This window comes from Streptomyces sp. CB01635, from assembly GCF_002803065.1.
Taxonomy (GTDB): domain Bacteria; phylum Actinomycetota; class Actinomycetes; order Streptomycetales; family Streptomycetaceae; genus Streptomyces.
Window position 1 is genome coordinate 882,566 of the sequence record NZ_NNBL01000003.1, and the last position, 23,328, is coordinate 905,893.

Consider the following 23,328-nt stretch of genomic DNA (forward strand, 5'->3'; position numbering starts at 1 on the left):
CCCGCTCCACCGTCCCCCGACCGCCCAGGCGGTCACCGTCCCCCGGGAGATTCCGTGAGCTCCAACAGCACGACGCCGCCAACAGGCCGCACCGTCGCCGGCACCGCCGACATCAAGCGCCTCCTGTCCGCCGCGTTCATCGGCACCGCCCTCGAGTGGTACGACTACTTCCTCTACGGCACCGCGGCCGCGCTCGTCTTCAACAAGCTGTTCTTCCCCTCGCTCGACGCCACGACGGCGACCATCGCCTCCTTCGTGACCTTCGCCGTCGGCTTCGCGGCCCGGCCCATCGGCGCCGCTGTCTTCGGCCACATCGGCGACCGCTACGGACGCAAGGCCGCGCTGATCATCACGGTCGTCATGATGGGTGTCGCCACCGGCTGCATCGGCCTCCTCCCGTCGTACGACACCATCGGCATCTGGGCCCCCGTGCTGCTCGCCGTACTCCGCTTCGTGCAGGGCATCTCGGTCGGCGGGGAGTGGAGCGGCGCGATGCTCCTGACCCTGGAACACACGCCGAAGGAGAAGCACGGCAGCTACTCGGCGGTTCCCCAACTCGGCTCACCCGTGGGCACGTTGCTCTCCAGCGGCGCCTTCGCCCTGGTCGGCCTGCTGCCCGACGACGCCTTCTACGCGTGGGGCTGGCGCATCCCCTTCCTCGCCGCCTTCGGCCTGCTCGTCTTCGCGCTCTACCTGCGCCTGCGCATCGAGGAGTCCCCGGTCTTCCGCGCCATGATCGAGGACGCCGAGAAGAGCGGCCCCGCGCCCGCCCCCCTCATCGAAGCCTTCCGCAAGACCTGGGGCCGCATGATCATCAGCGTCCTCGCGGCCTTCCTCGGCATCGGCGGCTTCTTCCTGCTGACCACCTTCATGATCTCGTACGGCACCGAACAGCTCGGCATCGCGAAGTCCGTGATGCTGAATGCCACGCTCCTTGCCGCCGTGGCCGAGATGGTCGTGATCTACATCGGCGGCCGGATCGCGGACCGCGTCGGCCCGTGGAAGGTGTGCGCCGTCGGCGGCGTGCTGTCCGTCCTGGTCGCCTTCCCGGTCTTCTGGCTCGTCGACACGGGGCAGACCGCCCTCGTCATCCTCGGTGTGACGCTCGGCGTCGCCGTCATCTCCATCCCTTACGCCACCATCGGCGCCGTCGTCACGGGCCTGTTCCCGGAGACCTTCCGCTACAGCGCCGTCGCCATGTCGTACAACCTCTCGGGTGTCCTCGGCGGGTTCGTCCCGCTGCTCGCCGCCTGGCTGACCGGCGTCACCGACGGCGCGTCCTGGGGCGTCGCCCTCCTCCTCGTCCTCATCGCCGCCTGCACCGCGGCCGGCTCCTTCCTGGCAGGCCCGCTGCTCGGCAGCCGGTCCACCACCACGCCCGAGAACACCTCCGCACCTCAGAAGGCCACCGCATGACCCAGCACCACCCCGCCCGTCCCGGCGGCCAGGTCCTCATCGACCAGCTGTCCGCACACGGCGTCGAGGCCGTCTACGGCGTGCCCGGCGAGAGCTACCTCGCCGCGCTCGACGCCCTGCACGACGCCCCCGTCCACATGGTCGTCTGCCGCCACGAAGGCGGCGCCGCCTACATGGCCGAGGCCCACGGCAAACTCACCGGGCGCCCCGGAGTCTGCTTCACGACCCGGGGCCCCGGGGCCACCAACGCGCTGGTCGCTCTGCACACCGCGCACCAGGACGCCACGCCGATGGTCCTGTTCATCGGCCTGGTGCCGCGCGGGCACACGGACCGCGCCTCCTTCCAGGAACTCGACCTGCGCGGCACGTTCGGCGCGAGCGCCAAGCTCGTCGAGACCATCGACGACGCCGTGCGCATCCCCGAGTACGTCGCCCGCGCGTTCGCCGTCGCGAGCAGCGGCCGGCCGGGACCCGTGGTCCTGGGTCTGCCGGAGGACATGCTCACGGACGTCGTACGGGTCGCCGACGCAACCCCGCTGCCCGTACCCGGCGGCGGCGTGACCCCGGCCGAACTCACTTCCCTGGAAAGGCTGTTGACGTCTGCCGAACGCCCCCTGCTCTTCCTCGGCGGCGGCCGCTGGACCCCGGACGCCCGCGCCGCCGTACGGGACTGGGCCGAGGCGTGGTCCCTGCCCGTGACGGTGGACTTCCGCTGCCAGGACCTCATCGACAACGAGTCCGAGGTGTACGTCGGCCCGCTCGGCTACGGACGCGACGACGCGCTCGCGCAGCGGGTGCGCGAGGCCGACCTTCTGCTGGCACTCGGGACCGCACCGGGTGACGTCGCGACCGACGGGTTCACGCTGCTTCCCATCGACGGAACCGGACCCCGGCTCGTCCAGGTGCTGCCCGAAGCGCAGCCGCCGGGCGCCCTGTACCCCGCCGAACTCACCCTGCTCGCCGCCCCCGAGGCATTCGCGGACGCGGTACGCACCCTGCGCCCCGGCAACCCCCTGCCGTGGGCCGTGCGGACCAAGCAGGACAGGGCCGCCCATCTGGCGTTCCGCACCCCGGTCCCCGAGGAGGACCCGCTCGACCTCGCCACCGTCTTCGCCACCCTCGACGACCGGCTGCCCGCGGACGCCGTCATCACCTTCGGCGCCGGCAACCACGCCATCTGGGCGCAGCGCTTCCTCACCTACCACGACGGCACACGCCAACTCGCCCCCCGCAACGGGTCCATGGGATACGGCATACCCGCCGCCGTGGCCGCCGCGATCCACGATCCGGACCGCCGGGTCGTCTCCGTCGCGGGCGACGGCTGCTTCCTGATGAACGGTCAGGAACTGGCCACCGCCGTGGCCGAGGGCGCCAAGCCGCTGATCATCGTGCTGAACAACGCCAAGTACGGCACCATCCGCCAGCACCAGGAGCAGGCCTACCCGGGGCGGGTCAGCGGCACAGGACTCGGCAACCCCGACTTCGCCGCGTACGCCCGCGCCTTCGGCGCCCACGGCGAAACCGTCACTGTCACAGGCGAGTTCGGGCCCGCGCTCCAGCGGTCCCTCGACAGCGGCAAGGCCGCCCTCATCGAGCTGAAGGTGACCGACGGGCGCCTGGGCCCCGGTGTCACTGTCGCCTCCCTGCGCAAGGAGAGCTGCCATGTCTGATCTGACCCTGCACAACATCGTCGACGGCCGCAGTACCGAGGTCGCGGACCGCATGGAGCTGACCGACCCCGCAACGGGTGAGGTCTACGGCACCGCGCCCCGCTCGTCCGCCGCGCACGTGGACGCGGCCGTGGCCGCCGCGCGCCGGGCCCTGCCCGCCTGGCGCCGCAGCACCCCGGCCCAGCGGCAGGAGGCACTCCTGCGCCTCGCCGACCTCGTGACCGCCCACGCGGACGAGCTGGTCGACGCGGAAGTGCGCAGCACCGGCAAGCCGCGCGAGACGACCCGCACCCTCGAAGTCGGCCGCGGCGCCGACCAGTTGCGCTTCTTCGCGGGCGCCGCCCGTGTCCTGGAGGGCGTTGCCGCGGGCGAGTATGCGCAGGGCCACACCTCGTACGTCCGCCGCGAGGCCGTGGGGGTCGTCGCCCAGGTCACGCCCTGGAACTATCCGCTGATGATGGCCGTGTGGAAGCTCGGCCCCGCGCTCGCCGCGGGCAACACGGTGGTCCTCAAGCCGTCCGACACCACGCCCTGGTCGACCGTCCTGCTCGGCGAACTCGCCGCGCGCGTCTTCCCGCCGGGCGTCGTCAACATCGTGTGCGGCGACCGGGACACCGGACGCGCGCTCGTCGCCCATCCGGACGTGGACATGGTGGCCATCACCGGCAGCACCCGGGCCGGCTCCGAGGTCATGGCCGAGGCCTCCCGCGAGGTCAAGAACGTCCACCTGGAGCTGGGCGGCAAGGCTCCGGCCGTCGTCTTCGCCGACGTCGACCCCGTCCGCACGGCCCGCGCCCTCGCCGACGCCGCCTTCTTCAACGGCGGCCAGGACTGCACTGCCGTGACCCGGATCCTGGTCCAACGCACGCTCTACGAAGCCCTGTTGACGGCCCTCGTCGATGCCGCCCGCGACACCCGGACAGGCTCACCGGACGAGGACGTCTTCTACGGTCCTCTCAACAGCGCCGCCCACGCCGCCCGCGTCGAGTCCGTCATCGCGACGCTCCCGGAGCACGCCCATGTAGAGACTGGGGGCCGGCGCGTCGACCGGCCCGGCTACTTCTTCCCGCCCACCGTCATCTCCGGTGTCCGCCAGGACGACGACGTGGTGCAGGGCGAGATCTTCGGCCCCGTCGTCACCGTCCAGCCCTTCGACACCGAGGAAGAGGCCGTCGCCCTGGCCAACGGCGTCGACCTCGGCCTGGCGTCCAGCGTATGGACCGCCGATCTGGGCCGCGCCATGCGGCTGAGCGCCGAACTCGACTTCGGCTGCGTCTGGCTCAACTGCCACCAGGTGGTCCTCGCCGAGATGCCCCACGGCGGATACAAGCAGTCGGGCATCGGCAGCGACCTGAGCCGCTACGGCTTCGACGACTACACGCGGATCAAGCACGTCATGGCCGCGCACGTCACGCCCTGACACTCCGCGAATGACGCGCCCTCGGCCCGCCATGGGAACTCCCGCCGGGCGGGGATGCTGTCCTGGCTCGGCTGGTGCCGTGAGCGCGGCTACGAGGGACCGATGGTCCCGGCCTGGGCGAAGGGGCTGGCGGTACCGATTCCGAGACCCCGGTGCGCTCGCCGCCGGGGCCGGGCGCGTGAGGACTACGTGCTGGAGACCGTGTACTGGGATGCCGGTCCGCTCGGCTGCTGCCCCGTCTGCTGAAAGGCCGCACGCGCCGTCCGGTGTTCGTCACCCACCGCCGCCCGGGGCCGGGCAAGGTCGTCAGCCCATGTGACGTGCGCCCGGACACCCGCCTGGTTCGTCTCTCCTACGGGCAGGCCCGCGCCCTGCTCGACGAGCACACCGCCCTGCGCGGACCGGGCACGGGCTGGGACCTGCACGAGTACCGCCACTTCGCACTGACCCATCTCGGCGGACAGGGTGCCTCGCTGTTGATGCGGATGGCGAAGTCCCGGCACAAGAAGCCTACGATCGTCCGCCGCTGCTTCAAGGCGTCTCCCGTGGCGATCGCCGAGCTCGCGAGCCTGCTCGCGCCCGGCGGCAGCAACCGCTGAGCCGCGTTCCTTGATCCTTCTCGGTGGCGACGGCGGAGGCGGAGAGGAGCGTCGCAGCGGCCAGGCTGCCCCAGAGGGCGGCCGAGCCGCGGGAGGCGAGAGTGGTGATGGCCGCCGGGGAGACGGCGAGGCCGAAGCCCGTGGAGAGCTGGAAGCGGGCGAGGGCACGTCCCAGGACATGTGCCGGGGCGAGGACGGTGACGAGCGCCGTGGCGCTGCCGGCATAGATGATCTCGCCGATGGTGCAGACCACGGAGACCGTGGCGACGGCCGGGGCACCCCAGCCGTGCCCCAGTGAGGTGGCCACCAGGAAGCCGAGGTAGGACGCGGCGAGTACCACGCCGGCGAGAGCCAGCACGGTCCGCCGGGAGAAGCGGGACATCAGGACGGTGACCGGGACCTGCAGGGTGACCACCAGCACCGTGTTGGCCACGAAGATGGCTGCCGACCACACCGAGGAGGCGTGCAACTGTGACCACAGGACCAGAGGGAGCGCGATTTCGGGGACGTTGAGGCAGAAGGCGTAGATCACGTTGGCGGCCAGCAGCGCGCGCATCCGGGGCGCGGGCCCGTCGTCCCTGTCCTTGGCCGGAGCAGCGGCCGGATGAGCGCGCACGTGGACCGACCACGCCAAGGCTGCCGCGGTGAGGTAGGCGAGCCCGGTGACGGCTGCCAGCGTCTGCAATGCGGTGGTGCCGCCCGTCAGGCATGCGGCGGCGAGGAGCGCGCCCGCACCCAGGCCGGCGTTGCGCAGGGCGCGGCCGGCCGCGAGAGCGGTGTCGCGTTCGCGGCCGTGGACGACCGTGGCCACGAGAGCTGCGTGGGCGGCCGGCCATGCCTGGTTGCCGATGCCGAGGAAGAGCGCCGCCGTCGCGAACAGCCGGACGTGCCCCGCCGGGGTGGCCAGCAGCAGCGCCACGCCCAGCACCCGCACCAGCATCGACGCTGCCACGACCGTGCTGCGTGCGCCCCGGTCCAGCCAACGGCCGACCGCGGGCATGCACACCAGGCCCACGACGACGCCGCCCGTCATGGCGATGCCGGTGGCGGGCGGGGACAGCCTCAGCACGTTCACCCCGTAGAGCAGCAGGAAGGGCCGCAGCAAGCCGGTGCCGAGCGCGTCCACGGCCAGAGCGACGGCATAGCGGGGGCCTCCGGAGGCACGGACGAGGGCGCGCGGCTGGATCTTGGTGGTGGTTGCCATGGCGTCAACGGTGCGTTCGGCCGCCGGGCCGACCGCGTCGGTTGACGAACACCGTCAACCGACGCGGTCGTCGGCTGTCGACCACCGAGAATGAGGGGATGACGTTGAGGATCGACATCGGCGGCCTGCCGTCCGGACGACTGCGGTTCGCTGCCTCCCCGCTGGCCGAGCTGACCGCGATGCTGCACGTGCTGGCCGAACCCGGTCATCACCCGCAACTCGCCGGCTGGGCCGGGGACGTCTGGGCCGGGCTGCGGCCGGAGCTGGCCGAGCGGCTCAGGGAAGCGGAGTTCCTCTGGCGTTCCTCACGAGCAGACTTCCTGGTCCCCGCCCGTCCCCGGCCGACCCTCGCCGAGGAGTTGGACGATGTGGACCGGATCGACGACGAAACCTATGTGACCGCCGCGCTCGTCACCACGTGCGGCAGCAACCGGGTCCACTTCGCCGCGCCGTCACCGCTCGCCGACGCGACGGCGCGCGAGCGGGCCCTGGACCTCGCCCAGGCCCGCGGCGCGCTCCAAGAGGCCTTCGCGGAACGGCTGCTCGCGGACCCCGCAGCCGTGCGGGCACGGGTGCGCGACACCCTCGAACAGTGCGCCGAGGCCTTCTTCGACGCCGCCTGGATGGGCGTCGCCGTGCAACTCGCCACCGACCTGCGCCTGAAGAACGACCTGATGAGGCGCCAGGGCATCGGGGCGGCACTCGCGTCGATCTCCAGCGCCGTCACCCTGGCACCGGACGGCAACTGCATCATCGTGGACAAGCTGCAGGACAATGCGACCGCCGCCCACGGCACCGGGGTCACTTTCCTCCCCAGCGTCTTCGGCCGCCCGCACCTGGTGGCGGTCCACGCGCCCGGTTGGCATCCGGTGGTGCAGTACCCCGTCGCCGAGCCGAGTCCCTCGGTGCCGGTATCGCTGGAAACGGTCACGCTACGCCTGGAGGCGCTCGCGCATCCGGTACGGCTGCGGCTGCTGCGCACTCTGGCCCGCGGCCCGCACACCACCGGTGAGCTGGCCCACGCCTGGGAGCTTTCGCCCCCGGAAGTCTCCCGCCACCTCGCTGTCCTGCGCCGCGCGGGCCTGCTCACGGCCCGGCGGCAGGGCCGTTACGTCCGTTACACCGTCAATCTGCCCGATCTGACGGCGCTGGGGGCCGACCTGCTGGCGGCCGTACTGCGCTGAGCAGCTTCGGTCTGCCGGAACGCGGGCGACCGCCGCCTTCGCAACATCGTCCGACTCGGCAGGCCGCCGAGCAGTACCGGCGCGACCGCCTGCTGCCCTCGGGCAGCCGGGCAGCGGACCGGCTGCAGGACGTTCCTCCTGGCCATACCCCGGGGGCGTCCTGTCCGGCCGTGCGGGCCAGGGCCTGTCACTCCTCGTCGATCGCGTCCTTGTCGCGAAGCGGACGCAGACCGCCGGGCAGGTTCGGGGGGCTGGAAGGAGGCGGTCGGCTGGCCGGTCACTTTCGCCCGAGGGGTCGCTGGATCGGGGCGACACGCGTGGGATGTCTTGGTTTCGTGCATGTCCTGAGGCGGTCGAGCGCAGGGGAGTCATTGAAGTTGAGTCCGGGTTCAGGTACGTTGCGAATGCTTCCCGAACCTGCGACCAGGAGGCTGTCTCTTGGGTACCCGAATCAGCGCCGTCCTCTTCGACTTCGGGGGAGTGCTGACCAGTAGCGTGTTCAAGGCGTTCGAGGCCTTCGGTACCAAGCTCGGCGTGGATCCGCGGCTCCCGCTCCGGCTGCTCGCGAAGGACGAGCCCTCCGGCGCCCTCCTCGTGGAGCATGAGGAAGGCAGACTCGGCCAGCGTGACTTCGAGGACGGTTTCGCCGAGCGGCTGCGCGCGCACGGAGCCGATGTCCAGGGCCCCGGACTCCTGTCCCTGATGCAGACCGAACTGCGCCCCGACCGGGCGATGCTCGACCTCGTCGCCGAGCTTCGGACCGCGGGACACCGCGTGGGCCTGCTCTCCAACTCCCTGGGCGACGACTGCTACGCGGGCTTCGACCTTGAGTCCATGTTCGACGCCGTGGCGATCTCCGGAGAGATCGGCGTACGCAAACCGTCCCGGCGTGCCTACGCCATCGCGTGCGAGCGGCTCGGCACCGAGCCCGCCGAGACCGTCATGGTCGACGACCTCGAACACAACATCGTCGCGGCACGACGTGCCGGCCTCGCCGGGATCGTCCACCGCGAAGCGGCGGCGACCGCCAAGGAGTTGAGGTCCTTGCTGCACCTGGACGTGGCGAAAGAGGCGACATAGACAGCGGCAGCACAGGCAGCACAGGCAGCACAGGCAGCACAGGCAACACAGGCAGCACACGAAGCACGCGCAACACGGGCAGACGCGCAGCCCGATGCCCGATCCCGCTAGCCGGCTGCGCCGCGCTGCCGCGCCGGTCCCTGAAATCCATCCCCCGTGAGGAGAACCACGTGTTCGAGCTGACCGACAGGGCCAAGGAGTACCAGGAGAAACTGCTCGCCTTCATGGACGAGCGGATCTACCCGGCGGAGTCCGTCTACGAGGCGCAGATGGCGGAGTCCGGCGATCCGCACTTCCACCCGCCCGTCCTCGAAGAGCTCAAGGCGGACGCGAAGAAGCGCGGCCTGTGGAACCTCTTCCACCCGCACCCCGAGTGGGGCCCCGGCCTCACCAACCTCGAGTACGCCCCGCTCGCCGAAATCATGGGCCGCAGCGCGCACTTGGCCCCCGAGGCCACCAACTGCAACGCGCCGGACACCGGCAACATGGAGGTGCTCACCCTCTTCGGCACCGACGAGCACAAGGAGAAGTGGCTCAAGCCGCTCCTCGACGGCGAGATAGCGTCCGCCTTCGCGATGACCGAGCCCGCCGTGGCGAGCTCCGACGCCACCAACATCCAGCTCCGCATGGAGCGGGACGGCGACGACTACGTCCTCAACGGACGCAAGTGGTGGACCTCCAACGCCCTGCACAAGAACTGCAAGGTGCTCATCGTGATGGGCAAGACGGAGCCGGAAGCCGCGACGCACCGTCAGCAGAGCATGATGGTCGTGCCGATCGACACCCCCGGCGTCACCGTCCTGCGCAACCTCCCCGTCTTCGGCTACAAGGACCGCGAGGGGCACGCCGAGGTCGTCTTCGAGAACGTCCGCGTCCCGGTCACCGCACTGCTCGCCGGAGAGGGCGACGGTTTCATGATCAGCCAGGCGCGGCTCGGCCCCGGCCGCATCCACCACTGCATGCGCGCCGTCGGCATGGCGGAGCGCGCCCTCGACCTGATGATCGACCGGGCCCAGGCGCGTACGACCTTCGGCGAGCCCGTGGCGAACCGTGCCAATGTGCAGGACTGGATCGCCGAGTCCCGCATCGAGATCGACATGGTCCGGCTGCTCACGCTCAAGGCCGCGTACCTCATGGACACCGTGGGGAACCGGCACGCGCGCACCGAGATCGCCGCGATCAAGGTGGCCGCACCCGAGGTCGCGTTGAAGGTGGTCGACCGGGCCATCCAGGTGCACGGCGGAGGCGGCGTCTCCGACGACTTCCCGCTCGCCAGCATGTACGCGCACCTGCGCACCCTGCGCCTCGCCGACGGCCCCGACGAGGTCCACAAGCGCACCATCGCGATGCGTGAACTGCGCCGCCGGGAACCGCAGTGGGGCCGCACCCGCTGACCGCACGGCACCGGCGAGGGGTCCTGCCGGGCCAAGGGGGAACGGAGGCGATCGGCGCACGCGGGTGTGCGAAGATCGCCTCGCTCCCGTGCCGGCGGGCACCACAGGTGAGCGCGCAGGTGTGCGGCGCCGGCGAGCAGTACCAGGTGTGCAGCGCCCGGCGGGCACACACGCGAGCAGCAGAAGCCACCACAGGAAGGCCCCACGACATGACCACCCGCGGCCACGCACCGGACGGGGAGGACATCCCCTCGCTCGCGGACACCTCCGCCCTGCGTGAACCCCCCGCCACCGCGCGCGGCGCCCGGACCCGCGCCGCGCTCGTGGCCGCGGCCCGCGTCGTGTTCGAACGCGACGGCTATCTGGACTCGCGCCTCACCGACATCACCGCCGAGGCCGCCTGCTCGACCGGCACCTTCTACACGTACTTCGCCGGCAAGGAGGAGATCTTCCAGGCCGTGCTCGAAGTCGCGCAGGACGACATGCTGCACCCGGGCATGCCGCGCCTCGACCCCGAGGACAGCTCGCCCGTCGGCGTGATCGAGGCCAGCAACCGGGCCTACTTCGAGGCGTACAAGCGCAACGCGAAGCTCATGCTGATCCTCGACCAGGTCGCGGCCGGTGACTCCGGGTTCCGGGAGGTGCGCCGGCGCCGGAGCCGCGCGTTCGCCGACCGCAACGCGCGGGCCATCAAGGACCTCCAGGACCGCGGGCTCGCGGACCGCGACCTCGACCCCCTCATGGCGGCGCGGGCGCTCTCGGGCATGGTGAGCCGCATGGCCTACTACGCGTACGGGCTCGGTGAGGACGACACGCTCGACGACCTGGTCGAGACGTCCACCGCGCTCTGGGCCAACGCCCTCAAGCTCGACAGAAACGCCAAGTAGCTCGACAGGGAGGCCGGGTAGGAGGAGTCGCGGCGGCTCAAGAGGCAATCGGGGCACGCCCCTTGACCGAACGGCACCCGCTCCCGGAGTGTGTGGTGGCTGAGCCGCGCTCATTCCACGGAGGCATGCGTGACACGTGCGAGAAGTCGTAGAACCCGCAGTGCGGTGGCCGCCGCGCTGGCTGCCGGGTTGTTGATGGGGGCATCGGCGGTGGCCTCGGCTGCTCCGACAACGTTGTCAGAAGCCAGGACAACGTTGTCTACGTCATCCAAGTCCCCTGCCACCGCGGCGAAGCCGTCCCTGGTGGGCGATCCCGCCGCGTACGTGGACCCGCTCATCGGCACGGGCCGCGGCGGGGCGAGCGTCGGTGAGATCAACAACTTCCCGGGCCCCGCCGCCCCGTTCGGCATGATGCAGTTCTCGCCGGACACGGCAGGCTCGTACGCCGGGTACCAGTACCACAGCGACAGGATCCGCGGCTTCAGCCTCGATCACGCCTCGGTCGGCTGCACGGCCTTCGGCGACGTGCCGATCCTGCCCGTGACCGGAGACGTCGGATCGGCTCCGTGGGACCGGACCGAGTCCTTCTCGCACGAGGACGAGAAGGCCGAACCGGGGTACTACGCGGTCACGTTGTCAGACTCGAAGGTGCGGGCCGAACTGGCCGCCACCACGCGTACGGGTCTGGCGCAGTTCACGTTCCCCGAAGGGGCGGACGCGGCCCAGGTGCTGGTGAAGGGCGGGGCCAGCCTCTCCGGCAACAAGCGCGCCGACCTGCGCGTCGTCGGCGACCGGCAGGTCACCGGGTCCGCGACGACCGGCAACTTCTGCGGCAAGGGCAACGAGTACACGGTCCACTACGCGATCACCTTCGACCGCCCGTTCACCGCGCACGGCACGTGGGACGGCAAGACCGTCTCCAAGGACACCGACTCGGTCGACGCCCCCAAGGCGGGCGCCTACCTCACCTTCGGGACGGCGGACTCGCGCACGGTGCGGGCCAAGGTCTCCATGTCGTACGTGTCCGTGGACGGCGCCGAGGCCAACATGGCGGCCGAGGTGCCCGGCTGGGGCCTGGACGCACTGCACCGGCAGACCCGCGACCAGTGGGCCGACACGCTCGGCATGATCCGCGTCGCCGGGCGCGACACCGGTGAGCTGAAGACGTTCTACACCGCGCTGTACCACTCGCTGATGCACCCGAACACCTTCAACGACGCCGACGGACGCTACATCGGCTTCGACGACAAGGTGCGCACGCTGCCCGCGGGACACAACCAGTACGCGAACTTCTCCGACTGGGACACCTACCGTTCGCTGGCGCCCCTCCAGGCGATGCTGTGGCCGAAGCAGGCCAGTGACATGGCGCAGTCGCTCGTCAACGACGCCGAACAGGGCGGCTGGTGGCCGCGCTGGCCCCTGGCCAACGACTACACAGGCCAGATGACGGGCGACAACTCCGTCCCCCTCATCGCCAACCTCTACGCCTTCGGCGCCCGTGACTTCGACGTCAAGAAGGCGCTGAAGTACCTGGTCAAGGGCGCCACTTCGGTGGACGACACCCCGGGTGCGTACAAGGAACGGCCCGGGATCGGCGAGTACGTCGAGCGCGGCTACATGCCCAACAACGACGCCTCGCGCGGCGACCATCAGCGGGTGGGCGGATCGGTCACCCTGGAGTGGGCGATCGACGACTTCGCCATCGCGCAGCTGGCGAAGGCCGGGGGCGACAAGGACACCGCCGCCAGCTTCACCCGCCGGGGCCAGAACTGGCAGAACATCCTCAACCCCGCCACCGGCTACCTTCAGCCGCGCGGCGAGGACGGCCGCTTCCCGGACGGCCCGGCCTACCAGCCGCCGCCCCCGGGCAAGTTCGGCCAGGACGGCTTCGACGAGGGCAACGCGGCGCAGTACAACTGGCTCGTCCCGCAGAACACCGAGGGTCTGATCGCGGCCATGGGCGGGCGCGACGCGGCCGCCGACCGCCTCGACACCTTCTTCACGAAGCTGAACGCCGGGCCGAACGAGCCCTACATGTGGGCCGGCAACGAGGTCAACTTCGGTGTGCCGTGGGTGTACAACCACCTGGGCATGCCGTGGAAGACGCAGAGGGCCGTGCGGGACGTCGCCACCACCCTCTTCAGCCCGACTCCGGACGGCGAGCCCGGCAACGACGACCTGGGGGCCCAGTCCTCCTGGTATGTGTGGGCCGCGCTCGGCCTGTACCCGTCGACACCAGGCACCCCGGATCTCGCCGTGCACAGCCCGCTCTTCGAGCGCGCGGTCCTCGATCTGCCCGGCAAGGGACGGGAGTTGGACATCCGCGCCCCGAAGGCGTCCGCCGACGCGCCGTACGTCCACGGGCTCGCGCTCGACGGCCGCACCTGGGAGCGCACGTATCTCCCGCAGTCCGCGGTGAAGGACGGGGCACGCCTCGACTTCACGCTGTCGGGCACCCCGGACAAGACCTGGGCGACATCCGCGAAGGCCGCGCCGCCCTCGTACCGCTCGGGCGAGCGTCCCTTCCTCGCGAGCGCGACACCCAACGCGGCGTCGGCCGTCCCCGGCGGCGACGCGGCGAAGGTCACCGTCCACGGCCGGCGTCTGGCCGGGCACGACAAGGCGCTGACCGTCTCCGCGAAGGTCCCCGAAGGGCTGACCGTCTCGCCCGCGGGCGGGCGGCTCGGCCTCGACGCGAAGACCGGCTCGGGCGAGCTCGCCCTGTCCGTGAAGGCCGCGGCCGGCACGGCCGAGGGCTACTACGAGATCCCGGTGACGGTCCGCGGGCAGGGGGCAGGGGACAAGCCCGTCCAGCTCTCCGTGTTCGTGCTCGTCGCCCCCGAGGGCGGTCTCGCCGCCGCGTACGGCAACACCGGCTCCTCCGACGACGCCGACCGCGGCCAGGGCGACTACGACGGCGACGGCAACACCTACTCCCGTCAGGGCCTTGAGGCAGCCGGCCTCAAGGGCGGAGCGCGCGTCGAGGTGGCGGGCACGTCCTTCGTGTGGCCCGCCGCGCCCCAGGGGCGGCCCGACAATGTCGTGGCCGCAGGTCAGCGCATCGACCTGGAGGACCGGGCCGAGGACGCCGGGAAGCTGCTGTTCGTGGGCTCGGCGACGCACAGCGACCAGCGCGGCAGCGCCACCGTGACGTTCACCGACGGCTCCACCGCCACCGCGGATCTGTCGTTCGGCGACTGGACCCTGCCGGGCGGCGGGACCGACCCCGTCTTCGGCAACACGACCGTGGCCCGCACCGACCACCGCAACCAGTCAGGAGGCGCCGGGCCCGCCGCGTACGTCTTCGCCACCATGCCCTTCGACGTACCGGAAGGGAAGCACATCAAGAGCGTGACGCTGCCCGACAACGGCAACCTGCACGTCTTCGCGGTCGGCCTCGGCTGAGGTCACCCGACCGTTCGAGTGCCCGCCTCACGGGGCGGGCACTCGAACACGGTCGCCGTGTCGAATCGCACGACCGCCGCGCGTCCACTAACGTCTCACCGCGCTCGGGCGCTCGCCCGAGCAGCCGCCGGCCAGGTCCGCGCGGGCCGCCGAGAGACGGGAATGCCGCCGATGAGCTCGGGGTTCGACGGGCAGACGACGAGCGGCGAGGAGCTGCGCACACCGCTGCGCGACTTCCTGCGCACCGAGACCGGCAGCGCCTCCGTGCTGCTCGTCGCCGCGCTCGCGGCACTGGCCTGGGTGAACATCGGACCCGGCACGTACGAGGAATTCTGGGGGACGCACTTCTCCGTCCGGATCGGGTCCGCCGGGGTGTCGCTGGACCTGCGGGAGTGGGTCAACAGCGGCCTGATGGCGTTCTTCTTCTTCGTCGTGGGCCTGGAGGCGCGGCGCGAGTTCGACATGGGGGAGCTCCGCGAACGCCGGCGCGTCACGCTGCCCCTCGTCGCGGGACTCAGCGGCATGGTCGTCCCCGTCGCCGTCTACCTGGCCATCAACGCGGGGCAGAGCACGGCCCACGGCTGGGGCGCCGCGATGTCGACCGACACGGCCTTCGCCCTCGGCATGCTGGCGCTGCTCGGCAACCGGCTGCCCGGCGGGCTGCGTATCTTCATCCTGACCGTGGCCGTCGTCGACGACTTCGTGGCGCTGATCATCATCGCTGTCGCCTACAGCGGAGACATCGACGTTCCCGCCCTGCTGGTGGCACTCGGCCTGTTCGGCGTGATCCTTCTGGTACGGGCCACCGGCACCCGGCGCGGCTGGGTGTATGTGCTCCTGGCCGGCGCGGTCTGGGTGGCGCTGCTGGAGTCGGGCGTGGATCCCGTCGTGATCGGCCTGGCCATGGGGCTGCTGACCTTCGCCTACCCGGCGAGCCGTACCGCGCTGGAGCGGGCGAGCGGCCTGTTCCGGCTCTTCCGCGAGCAGCCGACCCCCGAACTGGAACGGTCGGTCCGCCGGGGCCTCGCGTCGGCCCTGTCCCCCAACGAGCGGCTGCAGCGCCTCTACCACCCGTGGACCAGCTATGTGATCGTGCCGCTGTTCGCCCTCGCCAACGCCGGCATCGAGCTCAGCGGCGGCGAACTGGCCCGCGCGTTCGCCTCGCCGATCACCCTCGGCATCCTCTTCGGCTACGTCCTCGGCAAGCCGCTCGGCATCGTCGGCGCGGCCTGGCTGACGACCCGGCTCAGCCGCGGCCGGCTGCGCCCGTCCGTCGGCTGGGGCGCCACCACGGCCGGGGGAACCATCGCGGGCGTCGGATTCACGGTGGCCCTGCTCATCGCCACCCTCGCGTTCGACGGCGACCAACTGGCCGAGGCGAAGATCGGCATCCTCAGCGCGGTCGTCGGCGCGTTCCTGATGACCTGGCTGGTCTCCTGGGTCATCGGAGTCCTGCCCCGCCCCATCCGGATGAGGGCCCTCCTCGGAACGGCCGAAGGCATCGTCGACCTCGCCGTGCCGGTCGACCCGGACCGCGACCACATGCGCGGACCGCGGCACGCGCCCGTGACGGTCGTCGAGTACGGCGACTTCGAGTGTCCCTATTGCGGACAGGCCGAACCCGTCGTGCGGGATCTCCTCGCCGGCTTCGGCGACATCCGCTACGTCTGGCGCCACCTGCCCCTGAACGACGTACACCCGCACGCCCAGCTCGCCGCGGAGGCGGCCGAAGCGGCCGGGGAGCAGGGCGCGTACTGGGAGATGCACGACCTGCTGTTCACCCACCAGGACGCGCTGCGGGCCGCCGACCTCCTCAAGTACGCGAGTGAACTCGGCCTGGACACGGACCGGTTCCACAAGAACCTGCGGGCGCACAGCGGAGTGGGGCGGGTCTCCGAGGACCTTGAGTCGGCCGACCTCAGCGGCGTCTCGGGCACCCCCACGTTCTTCGTCAACGGACGGCGCCACCACGGGGCGTACGACATCGACGGGCTGTCGGCGTCGGTACGCGCGGCGAAGGAGCGGGCGGTGCTGGCCGGCCGGCGCGGGCCGCGGCGTCAGTAGTTCCAGGGACGCTTCTCGCCGTGCCGGATCTCGGCCGCGATGTCGTCGCCGAGCCGGGCGACGGCGGTACGTCCCTCGATCGCCGTCAGCCACTGGTGCGGGAGGTGTACGTCACCGTGAAGCGCGCCGAGGATGTTGCCGCACAGGGAGCCCGTGGAGTCGCTGTCGCCCGAGTGGTTGACCGAGAGCAGGAACGCGGCCTCGATCGGGGTGCGCGGCGGCTTAGGGTTGCACACGGTGCCCTCCTTGCCGACGTAGAAGGTCTGCGGACGGGTACGGGCCATCACCGCGTACACCCCGATGGCAAGGGCCTCCTCCGCGACCCATCCGGCGCCGAGCGTCTCGACCCTCTCCGGGGTCGCCTCGCCCTCCTCGTCGGCGAGCGCGACGGCCCGGCTCAGCGCGGCCGTGGTCTCCTCGTGGCCCCGGTAGCCGGCGAGCAGCCTCAGGGTGCGCAGCACCGCGCCTTCCAGGGACTCGCCGTCGACGAGGTGGCTGATGAGGGCGGCGAACGCACCGGAGGCGAGGTAGCCGGTGGGGTGTCCGTGCGTGATCTGGGCGCACTGGGCGGCGAGTTCGAAGGACCGGCGGGCGCCCAGGTCCGTCAGGCCGAAGGGCGCGGATCGCATGACGGCGCCGCAGCCCTTGGAGTTCGGGTTCACCGGCCCCGGCTCACCGGTGGGCTTCCCGTACGGGTCGGGGGCGAAGCCCGCCTCGATGCCGCTGAGGCAGGCGTTGCCGGGCGCGCGGCGCGCGTACAGCCAGGGCTCGTGCCGCAGCCACCCGATGCGGTGGCGCAGGTCCTCCTCGGGCGGCGGACCGGGGTGGTTCTGCGTCTCCAGCCACCGCAGATACGCGTCGCGCACGATCTGCGCCTCCGCGCCGCCGATGCCGCGGTCCCGGGTGCGGCAGTACCCCCGCAGATGCCCCTCGGCGGTGAACAGGGTCATCTGGGTGTCGTCGCTGACCCGGCCCGTCACACCGTCGGCGTCGGGCACCAGGCCGGTGACCCCGGCCGCGCCGTGCGTGGCGCGGATCGCGTCGAGGGAGAGGAACTCGACGGGGTACCCGATTGCGTCACCGATCGCGCCGCCGAGGAGACAACCGCGTACCCGGCTGCGGTGGACGGCGAGATCGGCCCAGGATCGGGTGTGCACGGTGAGCTCCATGGTGGTCGGTCAGAAGACGGCGCACCCATCATCGCCGCAGCGTGCTCCGCCGGAACGCGTGCCCCGTCAGTGCGCGGACGCGGCGGGCGACGGTGCGCCCGTAGGTGTGGTCGCGGCACTGTCGTCGGGGGCGAACCACGCCATGCCGATCAGGAGGGACGCGACGAAGAGAGCGGCAGCGGCGATGGCCCCGATGGTTCTCGGTCTGCGTCTCGCCGCCGCCATGACGCCGCCGCGCCGGGCCGCCCCGCGGCGTGACGCCCGGCCGGACGACGGCAGCTGATAGGTCGTGGAAGTGGTCCGGATCTCCGGGGCGGTGTGACGGTGCGGCACGGGCGCAGGCGCGGGGGCCACCGGCACGGGCTCCGGGAGGGGTTCGGGACGGCCCTGCCAGGCACCTGTACGGAACCAGTCCGTGACCTCCTGGGCCGTCGGCCGGTCCTCCGGCTGCTTGGCCAGCAGGCCGAGCAGATAGTTCTCGAACGACGGGGGCAGCTGGATGCCGAGCCGCCCCGGGGCGACGGGCGCAGTGTCCACGTGCTGGTAGAGCAGGCCGGTCGCGGTGTCGGCGCGGAACGGCGGGTTTCCGGTGAGGAGTTGATAGAGCACGCAGCCCAGCGAGTACACGTCGGACGGCGGACCCGCGTTCTTGCCGAGGGCGCGCTCGGGTGCCAGATACAGGCCGGTGCCGACGATCTGCCCGGTGGTGGTGAGCCCGGCGGCGGGATCGTCCAGGAAGCGGGCGATGCCGAAGTCGCCCAGCTTGACCGTGCCGTCGGGGGTGAGCAGCAGATTCCCCGGCTTGATGTCCCGGTGCACCACGCCCTGACGGTGGGCGGCCGCGAGACCGGCGGCCGCGCCGGCCGCGATGTCGGCCACGCGCTCCGGCGTCAGCCGTGCGCCGCCCGCGGTCTCGTGGGCCAGACTGCCGCCCTCGACGAGTTCCATGACGAGGTAGAAGCGTTGCTCCCAGGAGCCGAAGTCGTAGACACCCACCACGTGCGGATGGCTGAGCGACGCCGAAGTCTGCGCCTCCATGCGGAACCTGGCCGCCGCGGACGGATCCGCGTCCTGCGCGAGGAGCAGCTTCACGGCCACGGGCCGGCCGAGCATCTCGTCGGTCGCCTGCCACACCTCGCCCATACCGCCGCGGCCTATCGCCTTGTGCAACCGGTACCGATCCGCCAGCAACAACCTGCGCACCACCCTTGAAAGACAGCCCCGTCAAATTGGTTGCCACGGAACGTACTTCGCCCCGCGCGAGCGCGAGGACGAGCGGGAGGGGTGTGGCGGGATCAAGGATAAGGCGCGCGGAGAGCCGATGATCACACTTCGCCGGGTGGCTCGTACAGAAGGTGAGAGGTGGAGATCACACCGGGCGCTGTGCCTCCTAGGGGTCGCCTGCACGAGTACGGGCCAGGGGGCCGTGCCGCAGGAGTTCGGCCAGGCCCTGGCGCGTCGCGGCGAGCACCACGCGGTCCTCGGAACGCAGCACATACCCGGGGTGAAGGTCCCACACGAGGCCCGTGGGGCGGTCGGGGTCGTCGTCGGCGGGGGACGCGGCCAGGTCGGGGCGCCGCTCGCTCGGCGCCGTCGCGTCGAGCGCGATCACCCGCCAGGCACCGGCCCGGAACGAGTCGGCGACGGTCCGGCCGTCGAGCAGCGGATGTCCCGCCACCTCGAGGGCGGCGAAGAGCAGCACGCTGCGCTCGACGGGGATGGCGCCGAGGATCTGGCGGCCCATCATGGCGCCCGCGAACGCGGGTGCGGCGAGCGTGGAGACGCTCCGGCTGCGGGTCAGGGCCCGGGGATGCGCGGAGCGGAGCGTGCGGTAGACGGCGGTCGCGAAACCGTCGTCGAACAGGCGCAGCGCCACCCGTAGATCGGGCTTGACCGACCGCGCGTGGAGCGCGGCCTCGAGGTTGGTGATGTCACTGCTGGTGAGGGCGAGCAGGGCGTGGGCGCGGTGCACCTTGGCGGCCTCCAGGACGCCTTCCTGGGTGACGTCGCCGATGACGGTCGGTACGCGCAGGCGGCGGGCGAGGGCGACGCCGCGCGCCTCGGGGTCCTCCTCCACGCAGACGACGGGGATGCCGAGTTCACGCAGGCGGGCCAGGACGCGGGTGCCGATCTTGCCGAGGCCGAGGAGCACGACGTGACCGGACAGGCCGCGCGGCGGACGGCGCAGGGCCGATGCCGTACGGAAGGTGCCGAGCGCTTCGAGGACTGCCGCGAGGAGCACGGGCAGCAGGAGCAGTCCGGCCAGTCCCGTGAGGAGTTGGAGGAGCTGACGGGCGAGCGGCTCCCCGATGGCCGGGTCGTCGATGGCGAACAGGTCGAGGAGCGTGAGGTATCCGGCGTGCAGCGGGTGGTCGCCGGTGGTGGCCCAGGAGGCGACGGCGAGGCCGAGGACGCTCGTGACGAGACCGGCGAGGGACCAGCGCAGCCGGCGCGAGAACAGCGAGCCGAGGGGCATACGGCGGCTGCTCGCGCGGCCGTTGGGAGTGGCGACCGTGGGGGAGACGGCCTCCAGGACCACCGTGCCACGCCCGGTCGCGGCGGCGACCGTGCGTTCGTCGGGCAGCAGCAGCGGGCCTTCCTCGCCGCCCACGTCCGAACCCTCGGCGCCCGCCGGGTCGTTGGCGGTCGCGGACAGCAGGGCGAGGGTGCACAGGCCGGGGTCGGCGACCTCGCCCCGGCCCGGCGGGGTGCGCTCCACGGCGCGCAGCAGGAGCCCGTCGGCCTGGACGACCTTGCTGGTACCGGCGACGGCGGTGGCCGCGAGCGCCGGTGCGGCGGTGTCGGCGTCGGACAGCACGGTCGTCGTGGTGTCCAGTGCCTCGGGGTCGACGCCGGGGGCGGAGAGCGCGGCGGCCTGGTCGAGGAGGTGTTCCAGGTGCTGGCCGAGCTTGCGGTTGTAGAGCCGGATGACCAGGCGCAGCTGGGGGTTGAGACGGCGGGCGGCCAGGGCGGCCCGGATGTTGGTCTCGTCGTCGCCGTGTACGAGGGCCAGCGCGGCGGCGTCGGCCACACCGGCCTCGGCCAGCGCTTCCTCGTCGAGTTCCGGCGCCTCCATGACCCGCGGCGGCGGAACGCCGTCGCCGGCCACGGTGGACACGGTACGGCTCATGACCGCCTGCATCCGCGAGAGCAGGGCGGCCGCCCGCGCCCGTCCGGCCGGACCGGCGCCCTGCCTGGTGACGCGTACGGAGGGCACCACGACTGTGACCCGCTCGCCGTACACGGCGCGCAGTTCGGCGGCGAGCCGCTCGGCGAGCGCGTCACCACCGCACACGATCATGTGGCCGGTCGGTGGGGCCTGTTGATGCTGGCGGGGCAGGGTGGTCATGGCAACAGTCAAGTGGATGGGAGGGCGGGCCCGCGCATCGGGCCCTGATTGTGTGCAGGTGGGCGTGTTGCGCGTCCACCAGGTGGTACCCGGCGGAGTCAGTCCGTTTTCCCGGCACCCATGGACCGGTCGCCCGGCAGGCGCCACCCATGGTCCACCGGGCCGATGCCCGACCCCAGCGCGAACCCGGCGGCGATCGCCCCCGTGACGTACTCCTTCGCCAGGCGGACGGACTCCGGCACGGGCAGGCCATGGGCGAGGCCCACAGCGACGGCCGACGCCAGGGTGCAACCCGTGCCGTGCGTGTGCCGGTTGTCGTGGCGGGGAGCGCGCAGCCAGTGCTCCTCCGTGCCGTCGGTGAGCAGGTCCACGGCGGCCCCGGGCAGATGCCCGCCCTTGACGACCACCCAGCGCGGGCCGAACGACAGGAGCCGTGCCGCGGCCCGGCGCATGCCGTCGTCGTCCGTGACGGCGAGGCCGGTCAGCTGCGCCACCTCGTCCAGATTCGGCGTGGCCACCGTCGCGACCGGCAGCAGCTTCGTGCGTACGGCGTCCAGCGCGTCCTCGGCGAGCAGGGGATCGCCGTGCTTGGAGACGCTCACCGGGTCCACGACCACGGGGGCGTCCGTGCCGGCGAGCAGTTCGGCCACCGCCTCGACGAGGACGGGCGACGAGAGCATCCCGGTCTTGACCGCCTGGACGCCGATGTCGTCCACGACGCTGCGGTACTGCATGCGCACCGCGTCGACGGGGAGTTCCCACGCTCCCTGGACCCCGAGAGAATTCTGCGCGGTGACGGCCGTCAGGACGCTCATGCCGTGGGCACCGAGCGCCAGCATCGTCTTGAGGTCGGCCTGGATCCCGGCGCCACCGCCCGAATCCGATCCGGCGACGGTCAGGACGCGGGGCGGCGCGACGCGTCCGCCGCTCGCAGGCACGGTCATGCGCGGGCCTCCTCGTACGGTGCGGTGCGGGCGTCAGAGGTCGGGCGGCGCAGCCTCAGGGGCGCGTACACGACGAGCGCGGCGACGAAGGCCACGTAGTACGCGAGGTCGGCGCCGTGCAGGGCCTTTGCGACCGGGCCCACGTACAGGCCGCTGTCCATGAACGGGACCGCCGCGGCGAAGGCGGCGACGAAGGAGAGGAGCCCGGGCCACCAGGGCTGCTGCCGGGCGGACTCGGCGGCCAGGTCGACCGGCGCGCCGCCCCGGGCCCTGGCGCGCGCGAACCAGTCGACGGCCACGACAGCGACGAATCCGGGGATCCAGTAGCCGACGAACAGCAGCACGTTCTGGAAGCGGGCCGCGGTGTCGGCGGCGTGCATCCACAGCACCAGCGGGAAGCCGAGCACCGCGGCGAGCGCCGCCGCGAGCGGCCGCGGGATCCGGACGCCGATGGTCTGCAGGGCCAGCGAGCCGCTGTAGTCGTTCATGGCGTTGCTGCACAGGGCCGCCAGCGCCACGGCGAGCAGCCCGAAGGAGCCGAGAACGCCGCCGCCGAGCAGCTCGTCGACGCCGCGCGCGGTCTGGTCGGTGAAGACGGAGGCGCCCCACAGCCCGAGCGCCTGGACGGCGACGAAGGAAACGGTGACGCCGAGGAGGGTGAACCAGAACATGCGCTTACGGGATGTGGCCGCCGGAAGGTAGCGACTGAAGTCGCTGGCGTAGGGGGCCCAGGACAGGGACAGGCTGAGCGCGATCGTGCTGGTCAGGACGAACGCACCGGCCTGGTCGGCGCCGTGCGCGGCCCCGTTGGTGACCGGATGGACACCGTCGAGGAGCTTGACGGCGAGGACCACGAAGGCGGCGGCCAGTACGAAGGTCATCAGCTTCTGGAGCCGGTGGACGGCCTCGTAGCCGAGCACGCCCAGCGCGCCCTGCGCCAGCATCATCACGAGCACGCCGACCCAGAACGGCCAGCCGCACAACCGGGCGAGCGCGTCACCGCCGAACAGGCCGATCAGCGCGTCCCAGGCGACCGACGACAGCCACTGCAGGACGCCGGGCACCGCGACGGCCCGGCCGAACGCGAGCCGCGCCAGCGGGAGCTGCCCCGCGCCGGTCGCGCTGCCCCACGTACCGAGATACGCGGTGGGCACGGCGCCGACGAGGGTGCCGATGACGACGGCGGCCAGTGCGGTGGCGAAGTCCAGGCCGAGTGCGATGCCGACGGTGCCGGTGAAGACGCCGGTCATGGTCAGGTTCGGGGCGAACCACACGGTGAACAGGCGCCCGGCGCCGCCATAGCGGTGGGTCTCGGGGACCGGCGCGATTCCGCGCGCCTCGACGTGCAGGTCACCGGGCGCCGCGGGCATCCGCCCGTCGAAGACGGAGCGCGGTCCGGTGGCCCGGGTGCTGCTCGGGGCATGGGGCAACGACATTGGCTGACATCCCTCCGCCAGTGCTAACTGGTTCAGGTTCGACGGGTGTGATCTCAGCCCTCGTGCGGGGCACCCCGTGTCTGGTACGTCGGCCAGGGTAGCTTCCC

The 23,328-nt window shown here is 71.9% G+C and carries 15 protein-coding genes, 1 pseudogene and 1 riboswitch; of the genes and pseudogenes, 10 read left to right on the plus strand and 6 right to left on the minus strand.

Annotated features, from left to right (window positions below):
• The first annotated feature begins 54 nt into the window (after nucleotides 1-54).
• The 4 genes and pseudogenes from CG723_RS12180 to CG723_RS12195 form a co-directional block, all read left to right on the plus strand.
• A complete protein-coding gene (locus CG723_RS12180) occupies nucleotides 55-1,416 on the plus strand; it encodes an MFS transporter (protein ID WP_100593289.1) in 1,362 nt (453 codons plus the stop codon).
• Nucleotides 1,413-3,086 (plus strand): thiamine pyrophosphate-dependent enzyme, encoded by a 1,674-nt coding sequence (locus CG723_RS12185; protein WP_100593290.1) that lies wholly within the window; start codon nucleotides 1,413-1,415, stop codon nucleotides 3,084-3,086. The genes CG723_RS12180 and CG723_RS12185 overlap by 4 nt, the downstream gene beginning before the upstream one ends.
• Nucleotides 3,079-4,506: an aminobutyraldehyde dehydrogenase gene (locus CG723_RS12190; RefSeq protein ID WP_100593291.1), complete on the plus strand. Its 1,428-nt coding sequence runs from the start codon at nucleotides 3,079-3,081 to the stop codon at nucleotides 4,504-4,506. The genes CG723_RS12185 and CG723_RS12190 overlap by 8 nt, the downstream gene beginning before the upstream one ends.
• Before the next feature lie 36 nt (nucleotides 4,507-4,542).
• A pseudogene (locus tag CG723_RS12195) lies at nucleotides 4,543-5,105 on the plus strand (site-specific integrase); the annotation flags it as partial.
• Here the strand turns inward: CG723_RS12195 and CG723_RS12200 are convergent.
• Nucleotides 5,038-6,309, minus strand: coding sequence for an MFS transporter (locus CG723_RS12200; protein WP_100593292.1), 1,272 nt, complete (start codon nucleotides 6,307-6,309; stop codon nucleotides 5,038-5,040). The pseudogene CG723_RS12195 and the gene CG723_RS12200 sit on opposite strands and share 68 nt — an antisense overlap.
• A gap of 98 nt (nucleotides 6,310-6,407) precedes the next feature.
• On the opposite strand from CG723_RS12200, the gene CG723_RS12205 reads away from it, so the two are divergent.
• The 6 genes from CG723_RS12205 to nhaA all read left to right on the plus strand — a co-directional run bounded on the left by CG723_RS12205 (nucleotide 6,408) and on the right by nhaA (nucleotide 16,323).
• Entirely contained in the window at nucleotides 6,408-7,493 is a 1,086-nt protein-coding gene (locus CG723_RS12205; protein WP_100593293.1) for a helix-turn-helix domain-containing protein, read from the plus strand.
• Nucleotides 7,494-7,931: 438 nt separating this feature from the next.
• Entirely contained in the window at nucleotides 7,932-8,573 is a 642-nt protein-coding gene (locus tag CG723_RS12210; RefSeq protein ID WP_234374248.1) for an HAD family hydrolase, read from the plus strand.
• A 170-nt stretch (nucleotides 8,574-8,743) separates the two neighbouring features.
• Entirely contained in the window at nucleotides 8,744-9,967 is a 1,224-nt protein-coding gene (locus CG723_RS12215) for an acyl-CoA dehydrogenase family protein (protein WP_100593295.1), read from the plus strand.
• Between the two features lie 209 nt (nucleotides 9,968-10,176).
• Nucleotides 10,177-10,854: a TetR/AcrR family transcriptional regulator gene (locus tag CG723_RS12220; RefSeq protein ID WP_100593296.1), complete on the plus strand. Its 678-nt coding sequence runs from the start codon at nucleotides 10,177-10,179 to the stop codon at nucleotides 10,852-10,854.
• A gap of 255 nt (nucleotides 10,855-11,109) precedes the next feature.
• Nucleotides 11,110-14,259, plus strand: coding sequence for a GH92 family glycosyl hydrolase (locus CG723_RS12225; RefSeq protein WP_234374249.1), 3,150 nt, complete (start codon nucleotides 11,110-11,112; stop codon nucleotides 14,257-14,259).
• A gap of 162 nt (nucleotides 14,260-14,421) precedes the next feature.
• Entirely contained in the window at nucleotides 14,422-16,323 is a 1,902-nt protein-coding gene (gene nhaA / locus CG723_RS12230) for a Na+/H+ antiporter NhaA (protein WP_100593298.1), read from the plus strand.
• Here nhaA and CG723_RS12235 read toward each other — a convergent pair.
• The 5 genes from CG723_RS12235 to CG723_RS12255 form a co-directional block, all read right to left on the minus strand.
• Nucleotides 16,317-17,480, minus strand: coding sequence for an ADP-ribosylglycohydrolase family protein (locus tag CG723_RS12235; protein ID WP_234374250.1), 1,164 nt, complete (start codon nucleotides 17,478-17,480; stop codon nucleotides 16,317-16,319). The genes nhaA and CG723_RS12235 overlap by 7 nt on opposite strands.
• Nucleotides 17,481-17,558: 78 nt before the next feature.
• Nucleotides 17,559-18,686, minus strand: coding sequence for a serine/threonine-protein kinase (locus CG723_RS12240; RefSeq protein WP_100593300.1), 1,128 nt, complete (start codon nucleotides 18,684-18,686; stop codon nucleotides 17,559-17,561).
• Nucleotides 18,687-18,882: 196 nt separating this feature from the next.
• Complete coding sequence (locus CG723_RS12245) at nucleotides 18,883-20,793, minus strand: potassium channel family protein (RefSeq protein ID WP_100593837.1); 1,911 nt, start codon at nucleotides 20,791-20,793, stop codon at nucleotides 18,883-18,885.
• A gap of 146 nt (nucleotides 20,794-20,939) precedes the next feature.
• Complete coding sequence (thiD, locus tag CG723_RS12250; RefSeq protein ID WP_100593301.1) at nucleotides 20,940-21,785, minus strand: bifunctional hydroxymethylpyrimidine kinase/phosphomethylpyrimidine kinase; 846 nt, start codon at nucleotides 21,783-21,785, stop codon at nucleotides 20,940-20,942.
• Complete coding sequence (locus CG723_RS12255; protein ID WP_100593302.1) at nucleotides 21,782-23,221, minus strand: purine-cytosine permease family protein; 1,440 nt, start codon at nucleotides 23,219-23,221, stop codon at nucleotides 21,782-21,784. The genes thiD and CG723_RS12255 overlap by 4 nt, the downstream gene beginning before the upstream one ends.
• Nucleotides 23,214-23,308: riboswitch (TPP riboswitch) on the minus strand. (Overlaps the previous gene by 8 nt.)
• Nucleotides 23,309-23,328 lie beyond the last annotated feature (20 nt).

Bases quoted from the DNA above. Each gene is read 5' to 3' on its own strand.
- CG723_RS12185 (WP_100593290.1), top strand. From the start codon at position 1,413: ATGACCCAGCACCACCCCGCCCGTCCCGGCGGCCAGGTCCTCATCGAC.
- CG723_RS12190 (WP_100593291.1), top strand. From the start codon at position 3,079: ATGTCTGATCTGACCCTGCACAACATCGTCGACGGCCGCAGTACCGAG.
- CG723_RS12200 (WP_100593292.1), bottom strand. From the start codon at position 6,309: ATGGCAACCACCACCAAGATCCAGCCGCGCGCCCTCGTCCGTGCCTCC.
- CG723_RS12205 (WP_100593293.1), top strand. From the start codon at position 6,408: ATGACGTTGAGGATCGACATCGGCGGCCTGCCGTCCGGACGACTGCGG.
- CG723_RS12220 (WP_100593296.1), top strand. From the start codon at position 10,177: ATGACCACCCGCGGCCACGCACCGGACGGGGAGGACATCCCCTCGCTC.
- nhaA (WP_100593298.1), top strand. From the start codon at position 14,422: ATGCCGCCGATGAGCTCGGGGTTCGACGGGCAGACGACGAGCGGCGAG.
- CG723_RS12245 (WP_100593837.1), bottom strand. From the start codon at position 20,793: ATGATCGTGTGCGGTGGTGACGCGCTCGCCGAGCGGCTCGCCGCCGAA.
- thiD (WP_100593301.1), bottom strand. From the start codon at position 21,785: ATGACCGTGCCTGCGAGCGGCGGACGCGTCGCGCCGCCCCGCGTCCTG.
- CG723_RS12255 (WP_100593302.1), bottom strand. From the start codon at position 23,221: ATGTCGTTGCCCCATGCCCCGAGCAGCACCCGGGCCACCGGACCGCGC.